Origin of the sequence: Nocardia sienata NBRC 100364 (assembly GCF_001613205.1) — a bacterium.
In the GTDB taxonomy this organism is placed as follows: domain Bacteria; phylum Actinomycetota; class Actinomycetes; order Mycobacteriales; family Mycobacteriaceae; genus Nocardia; species Nocardia sienata.
The window spans coordinates 177,917-190,977 of record NZ_BDBX01000004.1 but is presented as its reverse complement, the minus strand read 5'-3'; the positions used below and the strand labels follow the sequence as shown (position 1 = coordinate 190,977).

General features: G+C 69.1%; 13 protein-coding genes. 10 read left to right on the top strand and 3 right to left on the bottom strand.

Annotated elements, in window-relative coordinates:
- The first annotated feature begins 343 nt into the window (after window positions 1-343).
- The 6 genes from moxR1 to NS4_RS03845 all read left to right on the top strand — a co-directional run bounded on the left by moxR1 (window position 344) and on the right by NS4_RS03845 (window position 6,445).
- On the top strand, window positions 344-1,504 hold the full coding sequence (moxR1, locus tag NS4_RS03870; RefSeq protein ID WP_063058074.1) for a chaperone MoxR1: 1,161 nt from the start codon (window positions 344-346) through the stop codon (window positions 1,502-1,504).
- Window positions 1,505-1,536: 32 nt separating this feature from the next.
- Entirely contained in the window at window positions 1,537-2,490 is a 954-nt protein-coding gene (locus NS4_RS03865) for a DUF58 domain-containing protein (protein ID WP_063058386.1), read from the top strand.
- Window positions 2,487-3,488: a VWA domain-containing protein gene (locus tag NS4_RS03860; protein WP_063058073.1), complete on the top strand. Its 1,002-nt coding sequence runs from the start codon at window positions 2,487-2,489 to the stop codon at window positions 3,486-3,488. The genes NS4_RS03865 and NS4_RS03860 overlap by 4 nt, the downstream gene beginning before the upstream one ends.
- Window positions 3,489-3,703: 215 nt before the next feature.
- On the top strand, window positions 3,704-4,420 hold the full coding sequence (gene fabG1, locus NS4_RS03855) for a 3-oxoacyl-ACP reductase FabG1 (RefSeq protein ID WP_063058072.1): 717 nt from the start codon (window positions 3,704-3,706) through the stop codon (window positions 4,418-4,420).
- Window positions 4,421-4,533: 113 nt separating this feature from the next.
- The gene (gene inhA, locus NS4_RS03850; RefSeq protein WP_030520501.1) at window positions 4,534-5,367 is read left to right on the top strand and encodes an NADH-dependent enoyl-ACP reductase InhA; all 834 of its coding nucleotides are present in this window, start codon (window positions 4,534-4,536) and stop codon (window positions 5,365-5,367) included.
- Between the two features lie 19 nt (window positions 5,368-5,386).
- On the top strand, window positions 5,387-6,445 hold the full coding sequence (locus tag NS4_RS03845) for a ferrochelatase (RefSeq protein WP_063058071.1): 1,059 nt from the start codon (window positions 5,387-5,389) through the stop codon (window positions 6,443-6,445).
- A gap of 230 nt (window positions 6,446-6,675) precedes the next feature.
- On the opposite strand, the gene NS4_RS03840 is transcribed toward NS4_RS03845, so the two are convergent.
- Window positions 6,676-7,461, bottom strand: a complete 786-nt coding sequence (locus NS4_RS03840) for a GTP-binding protein (RefSeq protein ID WP_063058070.1) — start codon at window positions 7,459-7,461, stop codon at window positions 6,676-6,678.
- A gap of 105 nt (window positions 7,462-7,566) precedes the next feature.
- On the opposite strand from NS4_RS03840, the gene NS4_RS03835 reads away from it, so the two are divergent.
- Both NS4_RS03835 and NS4_RS03830 read left to right on the top strand, forming a co-directional pair.
- Complete coding sequence (locus NS4_RS03835; RefSeq protein WP_063058069.1) at window positions 7,567-8,022, top strand: Zn-ribbon domain-containing OB-fold protein; 456 nt, start codon at window positions 7,567-7,569, stop codon at window positions 8,020-8,022.
- The gene (locus NS4_RS03830; RefSeq protein WP_063058068.1) at window positions 8,006-9,208 is read left to right on the top strand and encodes a lipid-transfer protein; all 1,203 of its coding nucleotides are present in this window, start codon (window positions 8,006-8,008) and stop codon (window positions 9,206-9,208) included. Before NS4_RS03835 ends, NS4_RS03830 begins: the two co-directional genes overlap by 17 nt.
- Before the next feature lie 370 nt (window positions 9,209-9,578).
- Here NS4_RS03830 and NS4_RS03825 read toward each other — a convergent pair whose 3' ends face one another.
- A complete protein-coding gene (locus NS4_RS03825) occupies window positions 9,579-10,394 on the bottom strand; it encodes an Rv1486c family protein (protein ID WP_063058067.1) in 816 nt (271 codons plus the stop codon).
- Between the two features lie 64 nt (window positions 10,395-10,458).
- Entirely contained in the window at window positions 10,459-11,286 is an 828-nt protein-coding gene (locus tag NS4_RS03820; protein ID WP_063058066.1) for a DUF3097 domain-containing protein, read from the bottom strand.
- A 102-nt stretch (window positions 11,287-11,388) separates the two neighbouring features.
- Between NS4_RS03820 and NS4_RS03815 the strand changes: the two genes are divergently transcribed.
- Together NS4_RS03815 and NS4_RS03810 are read left to right on the top strand one after the other, a co-directional pair.
- Window positions 11,389-11,820, top strand: a complete 432-nt coding sequence (locus tag NS4_RS03815; RefSeq protein ID WP_063058385.1) for an NfeD family protein — start codon at window positions 11,389-11,391, stop codon at window positions 11,818-11,820.
- Complete coding sequence (locus NS4_RS03810) at window positions 11,820-13,049, top strand: SPFH domain-containing protein (protein WP_063058065.1); 1,230 nt, start codon at window positions 11,820-11,822, stop codon at window positions 13,047-13,049. The genes NS4_RS03815 and NS4_RS03810 overlap by 1 nt, the downstream gene beginning before the upstream one ends.
- Window positions 13,050-13,061: the final 12 nt, after the last annotated feature.

The window sequence follows — 13,061 nt, the reverse complement described above, 5'->3', positions numbered from 1 at the left end:
CCGCTCGGCAGGTGATCGCCCGGGCCGTCACTCTCCCTGTCGTGCCCCGGCGGCCTCGGTCGCTGGGGTGCCCGTGTGCCGCCCGACGACGCGCGGTGCGTACCCCGGCTCGCGCCGGACAGGTTTCGGCAACCGCTACGGCGGGCGCCATGCCGTATCGGTACGTATGGTCGGACGGGAGTGGGTGACGGCGCCCGCTGTAGCACCGGAAGCCCTGCCTGCCCCACCGGGAAACCGGCCGCGAACGACGGCGAATTTCCCGACAGTGGAGCCGGTTGCGGCATCCGCGGCCATCACCTGGAATAGTTGTGACAGCACGCACAGGACCAAGGCGAAAGCGGGGATGTTGGTGACTTCGACGGACGGTGTCAGCGGGGCAGATTTGGCGAAACAACCGCCGACGCCTGCTTCGAGCACCCTCGAGCGTGACGTCCAGACTCTCGAGAAGGCGATCTACGAGGTCAAGCGGGTCATCGTCGGGCAGGACCGGCTGGTCGAGCGGTTGCTCGTCGGGGTGCTCGCCAAGGGGCACGTGCTGCTCGAGGGTGTCCCCGGTATCGCCAAGACGCTCGCGGTCGAGACCTTCGCCAAAGTGGTCGGCGGTTCGTTCTCCCGCGTCCAGTTCACCCCCGACCTGGTCCCGACCGACCTCGTGGGCACCCGCATCTACCGGCAGGGCCGCGAGGAGTTCGATACCGAACTCGGCCCCGTGGTCGCGAACTTCGTCCTCGCCGACGAGATCAACCGCGCCCCGGCCAAGGTGCAGTCGGCGCTGCTCGAGGTGATGGCCGAGCGGCACGTGTCGATCGGCGGCAAGACCTACCCGATGCCCGATCCGTTCCTGGTGATGGCCACCCAGAACCCGATCGAGAGCGAGGGCGTGTACCCGCTGCCGGAAGCGCAGCGCGACCGCTTCCTGTTCAAGGTCGTCGTCGACTACCCCTCGGTCGAGGAGGAGCGCGAGATCATCTACCGGATGGGTGTGACCCCGCCGGAACCGAACCGCATCCTGGAGCCGGCCGAACTCATCCGCCTCCAGAAACTGGCCGCGAACACCTTCGTGCACCACGCGCTGGTCGACTACGTGGTCCGGGTCATCTCCGCGACCCGCGCTCCGGCCGAATTCGGGATGCACGATGTGGCGAACTGGGTGGCCTACGGCGCCTCGCCGCGTGCAAGCCTCGGCATCATCGCCGCCGCCCGCGCCGTGGCGCTCATCCGCGGGCGCGACTACGTGGTCCCGCAGGACGTCATCGAGGTCGTCCCCGATGTGCTGCGGCACCGGCTGGTGCTGTCCTACGACGCGCTCGCCGACGAGATCAGCCCGGAGGACGTGATCGCGCGGGTCCTGCAGACCGTCGGACTTCCGCAGGTCGCGCCGCAGGCCGTGGCGCCGGGCGGCGCCCCGCCCGTCGCGGAGAACGGCAACCGGCCGCCCGCGCCGCCGCAGCAGTCACCGGCGCCGCAGGTGCCGCAGACCGCCGGCACGAACCAGCACCAGTGACCCGGCCGCCGGACCCCAGCGCCCGAGAAACCGTGCCCGACCCTCACGCCCCGCCGTCGTTCCGCTCGGGCGAGCTGACCGATCCGCATTTGACGGCCGCCCTGAAAACTCTGGAGCTCACGGTGCGCCGTCGCTTGGACGGCGTGCTGCACGGTGATCACCTCGGCCTCATCCCCGGCCCCGGTTCCGAACCGGGGGAGGCGCGGGCCTATCAGCCCGGTGACGATGTCCGGCAGATGGACTGGTCGGTGACCGCGCGGACCACCCACCCGCACGTCCGGCAGATGATCGCGGACCGGGAGCTGGAGACCTGGATGGTGGTGGATCTGTCCGCCAGCCTGGATTTCGGCACCGGCGCCTGTCAGAAACGCGATCTGGCGGTGGCCGCCGCGGCCGCGGTGACCCATCTGACGATGGGCGGCGGAAACCGGATCGGCGCCGTGGTCGCGACCGGTGAGCAGATGCAGCGGATCCCCGCCCGCAGCGGCCGGGTCCACGCGCAATCGCTGCTGCGCAGTATCGCCACCACCCCGCATCCACGTGACGGCGTGCGCGGTGACCTGCGCGGCGCCATCGAATCGTTGCGCCGGCCACAGCGCAAACGCGGCCTGGCGGTCGTGATCAGTGATTTCCTCGGGGATATCGACTGGCAGCGGTCGCTGCGGGCCATTTCCGCGCGCCACGATCTGCTGGCCGTGGAGGTCCTCGATCCGCGCGATACCGAGCTACCGGATATGGGTGACGTGGTGTTGCACGACCCGGAGACCGGGCGGACCCGCGAGTTCACCGTCACCCCGCAGCTGCGCGCCGATTACGCGGCCGCCGCCCAGCGGCACCGGGACGAGGTCGAGCAGACCCTGCGCAGCTGCGGCGCCCCGGTGCTCACCCTGCAGACCGACCGGGACTGGATCGCCGATGTGGTCCGGTTCGTCTCCACCCGGCGCCACAGCCTCGGCGCCTCGACCCCGCGGGTGCCACGCCAGTGAGTATTTCGAATTTCGCCGCACCGATCTGGCTCGGATTCCTTGCTGTCGTTCTCCTGCTCGCGCTCGGCTATCTGCTGGTGCAGCGCAGCAAGCATCGCCGGATGCTGCGGTTCAGCAATATGGAGCAGCTCGAGAAGGTCGCTCCCAACCGGCCCAGTTTCTGGCGCCACCTGCCCATCGTGCTCCTGATCGTCGGCATGGTGTTCGCCACAATCGGCGCGGCCGGACCGACCGCCGAAAAGAAGGTTCCCCGCAACCGGGCGACCGTGGTGCTGGTCATGGACGTTTCGCTGTCCATGGAGGCCACCGACGTCTCGCCGAACCGGCTGCAGGTCGCGCAGGAGGCGGCCAAGAACTTCGCCGACGGTCTCACCCCGGGGATCAACCTGGGGCTGGTGACCTACGCCGGCACCGCGTCGGTGCTCGTCTCACCGACCACGGACCGCGGGTCGGTGAAGGCCGCCATCGACAACATCAAACTCGCCGAGCGGACCGCCACCGGTGAGGGGATCTTCACCGCACTGCAGTCCATCGAGACCCTCGCCTCGGTCCTGGGAGGCTCCGAGACCCCGCCGCCGGCCCGCATCGTGCTGATGTCCGACGGTAAACAGACCGTGCCCGATTTCGAGGACGTGGACAATCCGCGGCACGAATTCGTCGCCGCGCGGCTCGCGAAGACCAAGAAGATCCCGGTCTCGACGATCTCGTTCGGCACCAAATGGGGCGTGGTCGAGATCCCGCGTGAGGAGGGCGGCACGGATCAGGTCGATGTGCCGGTGGACGACGAGGCGATGCAGGAGATCGCGCGATTGTCCGGCGGTGAGTTCTATACCGCCTCCAGCCTGCAGGAACTGTCCAGTGTCTACGACACCCTCGAGGAGCAGATCGGCTATGAGGTCACCCGGGGCGACGCCAGCCGTCCGTGGTGGCTGCTCGGTCTGCTGACCACGGTGGCCGGGGTGGTGGCGGCGCTGGTCCTGCGCCAGCGGTTGCCCTGACAGATCCGTGAGAAGTGCGGGCCCCGTGCGGTTCCCGCCGAGATATGCCCGGCCGGCGATGCGGACGGGGATAAGTCGATATCACACTGCGGGTCGGGTGAGAACCCGGCCCGCAGTGCTGTGTCCGCGTTGTACGACCTGCACAAGTTCGAGGCAGAAATCTCGGTGGACGTCCCATGAGAGCATCACCGAGGCAGCCAGGTAGGTTTGTCCCCATGTCGAACTTCACAGCACGCTCGGTCCTGGTGACCGGCGGTAACCGCGGAATCGGGCTCGCGGTGGCGCAGCGTCTGCACGCCGACGGTCACAAGGTGGCCGTCACCCATCGCGGTTCGGGCGCCCCTGAGGGCTTGCTCGGGGTGAAATGCGATGTGACCGACAGTGATTCGGTGGACCGGGCGTTCGCCGAGGTGGAGGCCGCGCAGGGGCCGGTCGAGGTGCTGGTCGCCAATGCCGGGATCACCGATGACACGCTGCTCATGCGGATGAGCGAAGAACAGTTCACCAAGGTGGTGGACGCCAACCTGGCCGGTGCCTTCCGGTGCGCCAAGCGGGCCAACCGCGCGATGCTGCGTGCGCGGTGGGGCCGGATGATCTTCCTCGGCTCGGTTGTCGGGTTCTCCGGTCAGGCCGGGCAGATCAACTACGCGGCCTCGAAGGCCGGTGTCGTGGGCCTGGCCCGGTCCATCACCCGCGAGCTCGGCTCCCGGTCCATCACTGCCAATGTCGTCGCGCCCGGGTTCATCGAAACCGATATGACCAAGGACCTCCCCGACGATATGCGGGATATGGCGAAGAAGTTCATTCCACTGCAGCGGCTCGGCGCGCCCGAGGACGTCGCGGCGGTGGTCAGCTTCCTCGCCTCCGAGGACTCCGCCTACGTTTCGGGTGCGGTGATCCCGGTGGACGGCGGTATGGGTATGGGGCACTGACGCCCCGCACTCCTTCAGAACAGATCGAAAGCCGCGCCGATACCGGACACCGGGCCGGCGCCTCGACCGGGCGCGGCGGGATACGACACCACATTCAGGAGAATCGACAACTCATGGGCGGATTGCTCGAAGGCAAGACGATCCTCGTCACCGGCATCATCACCGATGCCTCCATCGCGTTCCACGCGGCGGCCATCGCGCAGAAGGAAGGGGCCAAGGTGATCATCACCGGCCTCACCGAGCGGCTGCGGCTGATCGACCGGATCGCCAAGCGGCTGCCCGAGGAGGTGCCGCCGGCCATCGGTCTCGACGTCACCAACGACGAAGACCTGCGCAAACTGCCCGACGAGATCCGTCGCCTCGCGCCCGAGGGGATCGACGGGGTCCTGCACTCGATCGCTTTCGCCCCCAAGACCCTCATGGGCCCCGACGCCCTGCCGTTCCTGGACGGCCCGAGCGCGGACGCGGCGAAATCGTTCGAGATCTCGGCCTGGAGCTATGCGGCGCTGGCCCGCGCGGTTCTGCCGGTGATGAACGAGCGCGGCTCGATCGTCGGGATGGATTTCGACCCCCGCACCGCCATGCCGTTCTACAACTGGATGGGTGTGGCCAAGGCCGCGCTGGAGTCGGTGAACCGGTACGTGGCGCGCGAGGTCGGTTACGCGAAGAAGATCAGGTCCAACCTCATCGCGGCCGGCCCGGTCAAGACGCTGGCCGCCAAGGCGATCGCCGGTACCGCAACCGATGACGCGAAGCAGCTGAAGCAACTCGACACCTACTGGGACGGCGCCTCGCCGATCGGCTGGGACGGCGGCGCCGAAGTGGTCGGCAAATCGATCGTCGCGCTGCTGTCGGACTGGCTGCCCGCGACGACCGGATCGATCATCTACGTCGACGGCGGTGCCAGCCACAACACCTGGTTCCCCGAGAACATGCCGCAGGACTGACGAACCGAGAGGAGACACCGTGGCCCGGGCGGCCGACGCACTGCTGCTGCTGTCCTTCGGAGGCCCCGAAGGACCCGACGATGTGCTGCCGTTTCTGGAAAACGTGACCCGCGGTCGCGGTGTTCCCCCGGAACGGCTCGCCGAGGTCGCGCAACACTATCTGCACTTCGGTGGGGTGTCGCCGATCAACGCCCTCAACCGCGACCTCATCGCCGCGGTGGAACGCGAACTGGCCGCCACCGGACCGCGGCTACCGGTGTACTTCGGTAACCGCAACTGGCATCCGATGGTGGAGGACACGCTGGCGCGAATGAGCGCGGACGGCATCCGCTCGGCGCTGGTGTTCCCCACCTCCGCCTGGGGCGGCTACTCCGGTTGCCGGCAGTACGACGAGGACATCGTCCGGGCCCGCGCCGCGGTGGGCTCCGAGGCCCCGGAACTGGTGAAATTGCGCCAGTACTTCGATCATCCGCTGCTCGTGGCCGCCTTCGCCGATGCGATACGTACGGCGCGGGACACTCTGCCCGCCGAGCATCGAGAGGTCGCCCGACTGGTTTTCACCGCACATTCGGTACCGGTGAGTGCCGATGCCGCTGCCGGGCCGCCGTCCGATGGCGGGCGGCTCTACAGCCGGCAGGTCGCCGAGGCGGCCCGGCTGTGCGCCGCCGCAACGGGTTTCGACGAGTACGACGTGGTATGGCAATCACGTTCGGGTCCGCCGCATATCCCGTGGCTGGAGCCGGATATCGTCGATCATCTGGAAGCGCTGGCGGACAAGGGATTCGAGTCCGTGATCGTCTGTCCGGTCGGTTTCGTCTCCGACCACCTCGAGGTGATCTGGGACCTGGACAACGAGGCCGCCGAGAAAGCCGGCGAACTCGGTCTGTCCTTCGCGCGGGCCGCGACACCCGGGACCGATCCACGGTTCGCCGAGATGGTGGTGGAGCTGATCGGTGAACACGTCCGCGGCGTCCCGCCCCGCATGCTGGGCACGGTGCCGGGGTACGGGTGCACCACGGACGGCGCGCCCTGCGCGGTCGACTGCTGCGCGCCACAGCGCCGCCCTTCCGGTCGCTGAGCGGGTCGGCGCCCGTCCGGGGTGGGTTCGATGGGTGTGGTCCTACCGGACCGGAGCGGGTCGCCACAGCACCGGGCCCGTGGACCGACGGGAGCCCGCTGTCGTCGGCGCGCACGGACACGGCAGCGCCACCGGTCACGGGCTCGGGCAACCGTCACGCAGGCGGGACGGGACGATCCATCCCGACGCGCCCATCGACGGCGCGGGGGGCGTGCCGTTCGGCGGCCCCTTCAGCAGTCGAAGGCATGCTCCGGTTGGCAGACGAGCATAGGCGACGGCAGGTAGCGAACGATGGCGTCCGCAACCGCGGCGATATCGGCGCCGTGCCGTGCCGCGTCGCACAGCACCGGGACGACCTCACCGATGCGCGTGGCCGAGCGGATGCGGTCGTGCAATCGCTCGGGCGGGATCTTTCGCGGTCCGAGGCCGGCGTCCGGATCTTCGCCGTCCTGTTCGGTTACCGCGGCGACCAGGTCGCGGTACCAGTGCTCGGCGACTTGCCAACGGCTGCCGTAGAATTCGGCGGCCATCGGTTCGTGCGCCCACATCGGGACCAGGTCGATGACACCGTCGAACTCGGGGCCGGCGCCGAGCGGGAGATGCAGCGGCAGCGGCCGCGCCCCGCGCGTATCGGCGACCGCGCGCAGGCAGCGGTCGAAGTCGGCGGCGGGGTGATCGAGTCCGGTGACCAGACACAGCCGCGCGACCTGATGGTCGTCGGCCACCCGCAGGATCGTCTCGAGTCGCGAGGCGCTCGCCGCCGCGGCGTTCAGGACCACAACCGCTCCGTCGGCCACCCGCACGGACCTTTCCAGCTCCGCGATGGGCGCGTGGCTCGACAGCTCGGCGACGCGAATCGTGTGTTCGCCGCGGCCGGGCATCCGATGGACCACGGTGGCCGCGGGGGCCTGCGCGTGATGGCGGAGCAGGCGCCGGACCACCCGCGTCGTCTCGGCGGGTTCCCCGACGATCGTGACGTTGCGGATCGACTGCGGGTCGACGGCTCTGCTACCCATCGTGGTTCACGGTACCGCTGCCGATACCGCGGCGGAGGCGATTTCCGCGCAGAAATGGAACGTGTTCCTGTCCCGAAGTAGAACGTGTTCCTATAGTGTCGGATTGTGCAGAAGGAACAACGCCCGGCGGTACCGGACTGGTTCACCGCGGACGACGGCACGCCACGCCTGGTGGGAAGTCGCTGCGATATATGCGGCACGCCGTATTTCCCGCGGAACACACTGGCCTGCCGCAACCCGCAGTGCGCGAGTCCCAAGGACGGCTCGGAACTGTCCGAATACCTGTTCTCCACCCGGGGCCGGATCTGGTCCTACGCGGATGCCCGGTACAAACCGCCCCCGCCGTACGTCTCATCCGATCCGTTCGAGCCCTACGTCGTCGCGGCGGTGGAGCTCGAGGTCGAGCAGATGGTGGTTCTCGGGCAGGTCGTGCGTGGCCTCACGGTGGACGACCTGGCCGTCGGAATGCCGGTAGAACTCACCATCGGTGTGCTGTACACGGACGAGGAAGCCGATCACACGGTATGGATGTGGAGGCCGGTCGATGACCCACAGGAATGATCGCGATATCGCCGTCCTCGGCGCCGGTATGCACCAGTGGGGCAAATGGGGCCGCAATTTCGTCGAATACGGGCTGGTCGCGGCCCGCGCGGCACTGGCGGACGCGGGTGTCGACCACCGCGACGTCGGCTACATCGCCGGCGCGGACACCATTCGCAACGGATACCCCGGTTTCGTGTCCGGGGCGACGTTCGCCCAGGCGCTGGGCTGGTCGGGCGCGCGGATCTCGAGCAGCTACGCCGCCTGTGCCTCCGGTGCGCAGGCCATCGCCAACGCCCGCGCCCAGATCCTGGCCGGGCTGACCGATGTAGCGCTGGTGGTCGGTGCGGACGCCGCCCCCAAGGGCTTTTTCCAGCCGGTCGGTGGCGAACGCCGCGACGATCCGGACTGGTTGCGTTTCCACCTGCTCGGCGCCACCAACCCGATCTATTTCGCGCTCTACGCTCGCCGCCGGATGGCGCTGCACGGCGCCACGCTCGACGACTTCGCCGCGGTCAAGGTGAAGAACGCCAAGCACGGATTGAACAATCCGTACGCCCGCTATCGCAAAGAGGTCTCGGCCGAGGAGGTCGCGGCCTCGGCCATCGTCTCCGACCCGCTGCGCCTGCTCGACATCTGTGCGACCAGCGACGGCGGCGCGGCACTGGTCCTGACTTCGATGGACTACGCCCTTCGTCACGGAATCAGCGAGCCGGTGCGTATCCGGGCCTTGTCGACGGTCACGCCCACGTTCCCGAAAACCGTCCTCGACCTGCCGGATTTCGCGACGGACTCGGCCGTGGCCGTCGAACCCCCGCCGCATACGTTCCGCTCCGCCCTCGCGCAGGCCGCGTACGAGGAAGCCGGCCTCGGACCCGCCGACCTGTCCTTCGCGGAAGTCTACGACCTCTCGACCGCGCTGGAGCTGGACTGGTACGAGGAGATCGGACTCTGCGAGCCGGGCGGTGCCGAGGAACTGCTGCGCAGCGGCGCCACGACACTGGGTGGACGCGTGCCGGTGAACCCGAGCGGCGGGCTGGCCTGCTTCGGTGAGGCGATCCCCGCGCAGGCGATCGCTCAGGTCTGCGAGCTCACCTGGCAGCTGCGCGGGCAGGCCGACGACCGTCAGGTCGAGAACGCCCGGGCGGGTATCGCGGTGAATCAGGGACTGTTCGGCCACGGGTCGGCGATCATCGCTTCTCGCTGAACCTCGGCTCCGGCGGCCGGGGCGTGCGCGTCCTGGCCGAACCCGCGGTACGTGCCGAAGTGGCCGGGCTGCTCGAGCAGCCCGGCGGCGCCGAGCACGGTGAGTGCCGCGTGATCGGATGGGTTCGGAGAGCAGGTCGCGGCCGGGCCGGAACCTACGTCGTGATCTGCCTCCGGCCGCCGCGCGTGGGCCCGCGCAGTGATGGCCGAAGAGCCACCCCCGGCCGTTTCCGGCCACCGGCAGGAGCCCGCTGCTGCGGGCGTTCGGTATTCCGGCCGATGGGCCGTGCGAGGCGGCAGCTCCAAACCCCGGTTTCGGCCGTCATCGCGTGCAGGGACTCGCCGTGTGCGGCGGCGCTCCCGGCCCGGGATCAGCGCGATTGCGGCGCGGCGGTGTGCACCGCGACGAGGCGGGCCGCGCGGATGGCATCCCACAGCGGCCGCAACAGGGTCTCGTGCGCGATGGCGGCGCTGGCCGAGGTCGGTGCGGAGGCCGGTTCGCGTTGGGCCACCGTCAGGATCGCCGCCACATGGTCGGCCGAATCGAGGATTCGTTTGGCTCGCAACGGGACGCATTCGGGATAGGTGTGTCGCGAATAGTCGGCGAGTTCGGCCTCGATGAGTTCGCGCGGATCGGCGTCACCGGCGCCGAGGCCGGTGGTGTGCAGGCGCATCAGCGCGTCCGCCGCATCCCGGACGGCTTCGCGCATCGCGTATTCGGCTTCGCCGAGCGACATATCGGCTCCGGCGGCCCGCGGCATCGGCACGCTGTAGACGGTCCACTGCAGGGTGTTCTCGTCCACCGGGGAGGGGATGAGCCCGGTGCCCTCGGCGCCCGGGACGCCCAGCAGGAGGCCCTCCCCGGCTTCCACCGCGTCGGCGGCGAAGGCGGTCCCGGTCGGCAGGCCGCGGACATCGCCGGGCACCGGCAGGACCAGTCGCAGTTCCGCACGGGGGACGGCCAGCTCCTCGCGAATCAGTTTGAGCAGCGGCATGACTCCGGTGCCGTTCGGGTTCCCGTGCGCGGACCACGGCAGGTCGGTGCGCCCGCCGGTGACCGGGTCCCCGGCCGCGAGCGTGTGCCGCGGCGCCCAGGCGTGCAGCGCCTCGAGCACGTCGTCGGGCGCGCAGCGGCCCGCGAGCCACGATCCGGCCCACAGTGTGAGGGTGGCACTGGGAGAGCACATAATCATCGAGCATAAAGGGTGTCGGCTACCGGCGGGCAGCCTCTGCGCAGGCCGTTTCCGGAAGTTAGAATGGTTCGCCCGGCTCGGTCACGAAGTCGATCAGCCGTTCCACCGCGCCCAGAAGCGGAGCCTCCAGATCGCGGAACGAGTTCACCGCCGAATACACCCGCCGCCAACCCTCCTGCGGCGTGCCCCAGCCCAGCCGCCGGCACACGCCGGTTTTCCAGTCCTCGCCGCGCGGCACTGCCGGCCACTGCGAGATGCCCAGTACTGCTGGCTTCACCGCTTGCCAGACATCCACGTAGGGATGTCCGGTCACCAGCACGTGTTCGCCGAGCCCCGCGGTGAGCTGGGTCTCCTTGGACCCGGTGACCAGGTGGTCGACGAGTACGCCGACTCGTCTACCGGGACCGGGTCCGAAATCGGTGAGCCGGTCGCCGAGATTGTCCAGCCCGTCCAGATGTTGGACCACCACGCCCTCGACCCGCAGATCGTGCCCCCAGACCCGTTCCACCAGCGCCGCGTCGTGGACGCCCTCGACCCAGATCCGGCTGGCCGCGGCGACTTTCGCCCGCAGCCCCTCGACCCGGGTGGAACCCGACGCGGAGCGGGTCGGCCGGGTGGGCGCGGGAGCCTTCGGCCGGATCAGCGTGACCGGCTGCCCGTCGATCAGGAACGCGGCTTCCCGGAGCGCGAACAGGCGTACCGTGCCGCGGGCGTCCTCGAGCTTCACGAAATCACCGTCGTAGCTGCGGTCGAATCCGACCACCGCGCCGCAGAACCCGCTGGCCGCGTCCTCGACCACCAGATCGGGGTCGGCGTCCACCCGTGCGACGGTGCGCCGGGCGGTGCGCGGATGGCCGGAGAAGATGTCACCGTATCGATCGCTCACCGGCCCGAACGTAGCGCACTCGCCGCCGCCGCGGCGGTCTCCGGTCCGGGGGTGTCGCCGGTCCGGCCCCGGGGGCGCGGGTATCGCACTAAGGTGGGCGGTGTGGCCGCACTTGTCTGGTTGGTCGCCGGCATATTGCTGGCGGCCGCCGAGATGTTCGTCGGTGAACTGACTCTGCTGATGCTCGGTTCCGCCGCACTGCTCACCGCGGGGGTGAGTTTCCTCGCCGACACCGCGCCGGTGGTCGACGCGGTGGTGTTCGCCGTATCGGCAGTAGTGCTGCTGCTGGGGGTGCGGCCGGTTCTTTTGCGGCGCTTCGGTACTCCGCCGCCCACGCTGACCAACGCGGACGCGCTCCCCGGCAAGACGGCCCTGGTGCTGGAACCGGTGGGTGAGCACGCCGGTCTGGTCAAATTGGGCGGCGAGGTGTGGACCGCACGTTCTCTGGACCCCGGGGAACAGTATCCGGAGGGCGCCACCGTGTACGTGATGAAGATCGACGGCGCGACCGCCGTCGTCTGGAAAGGGCCGTGATGGCTGCACTGATAATCGTCCTGGCGCTGGTATTGCTGGCGGCGGTGGTCGTGTTCAAATCGATCGCGCTGGTGCCCCAGGCAGAGGCGGCGGTGATCGAACGGCTCGGCCGGTATTCCCGGACGGTCTCGGGACAGCTGGCCTTCCTGGTCCCCTTCGTCGACCGGATCCGTGCCAAGGTGGATCTGCGCGAGCGGGTGGTGTCCTTCCCGCCACAGCCGGTGATCACACAGGACAATCTGACCCTGCAGATCGACTCGGTCGTGTATTTCCAGGTCATGCAGCCGCAGGCCGCGGTCTACGAGATCTCCAACTACATCGCCGCCGTGGAACAGCTGACCGTCACCACCCTGCGCAATGTGGTCGGCGGGATGACGCTGGAGGAGACGCTGACCTCCCGCGACCAGATCAACAACCAGCTGCGCGGAGTGCTCGACGAAGCCACCGGACGCTGGGGCCTGCGAGTGGCGCGGGTCGAGCTCAAATCCATCGATCCGCCACCGTCGATCCAGGAGTCGATGGAGAAGCAGATGAAGGCGGACCGGGAGAAGCGGGCCATGATCCTCACTGCCGAGGGCACCCGGGAATCGCAGATCAAAACCGCCGAGGGCGCCAAACAGGCGCAGATCCTGTCGGCCGAGGGCGCGAAGCAGTCGGCGATCCTGTCGGCCGAGGGTGAGCGGCAGAGCCGCATCCTGCGCGCGCAGGGTGAACGGGCCGCCTCCTACCTGCAGGCGCAGGGGCAGGCCAAGGCCATCGAGAAGGTCTTCGCGGCGATCAAGTCCGGTAAACCGACACCCGAACTGCTGGCGTACCAGTACATGCAGACCCTGCCCATGGTGGCGCGCGGCGACGCGAACAAGGTCTGGCTCGTTCCCAGTGACTTCGGCAAGGCGCTGGAAGGTTTCGCGAAGAACTTCGCGACCCGAGGCGAGGACGGAGTATTCCGGTACGAGCCGCCCGCCGACGCGGAGGTCCCCGGGAAACCGGAAGACGATTCCGACGAGGTGGCCGACTGGTTCGATACCAGCACCGATCCGGCGGTGGAGCGGGCGGTCCGGGCCGCGGAGTCGGTCGCGCGTACTCCGGTCGATACCGCCGCGCCGGTGACGACTACCAAACCGGGTCAGCCCGCCGCACCGGCCGCTCTGCCGCAGCAGCCCGCGCAGCATCCCGGGAGCGCACTGCAGCAACCCGGCGTACCGCCGCAGCAGCAGCCGGACCGGTAGTCGCGCGGTCGG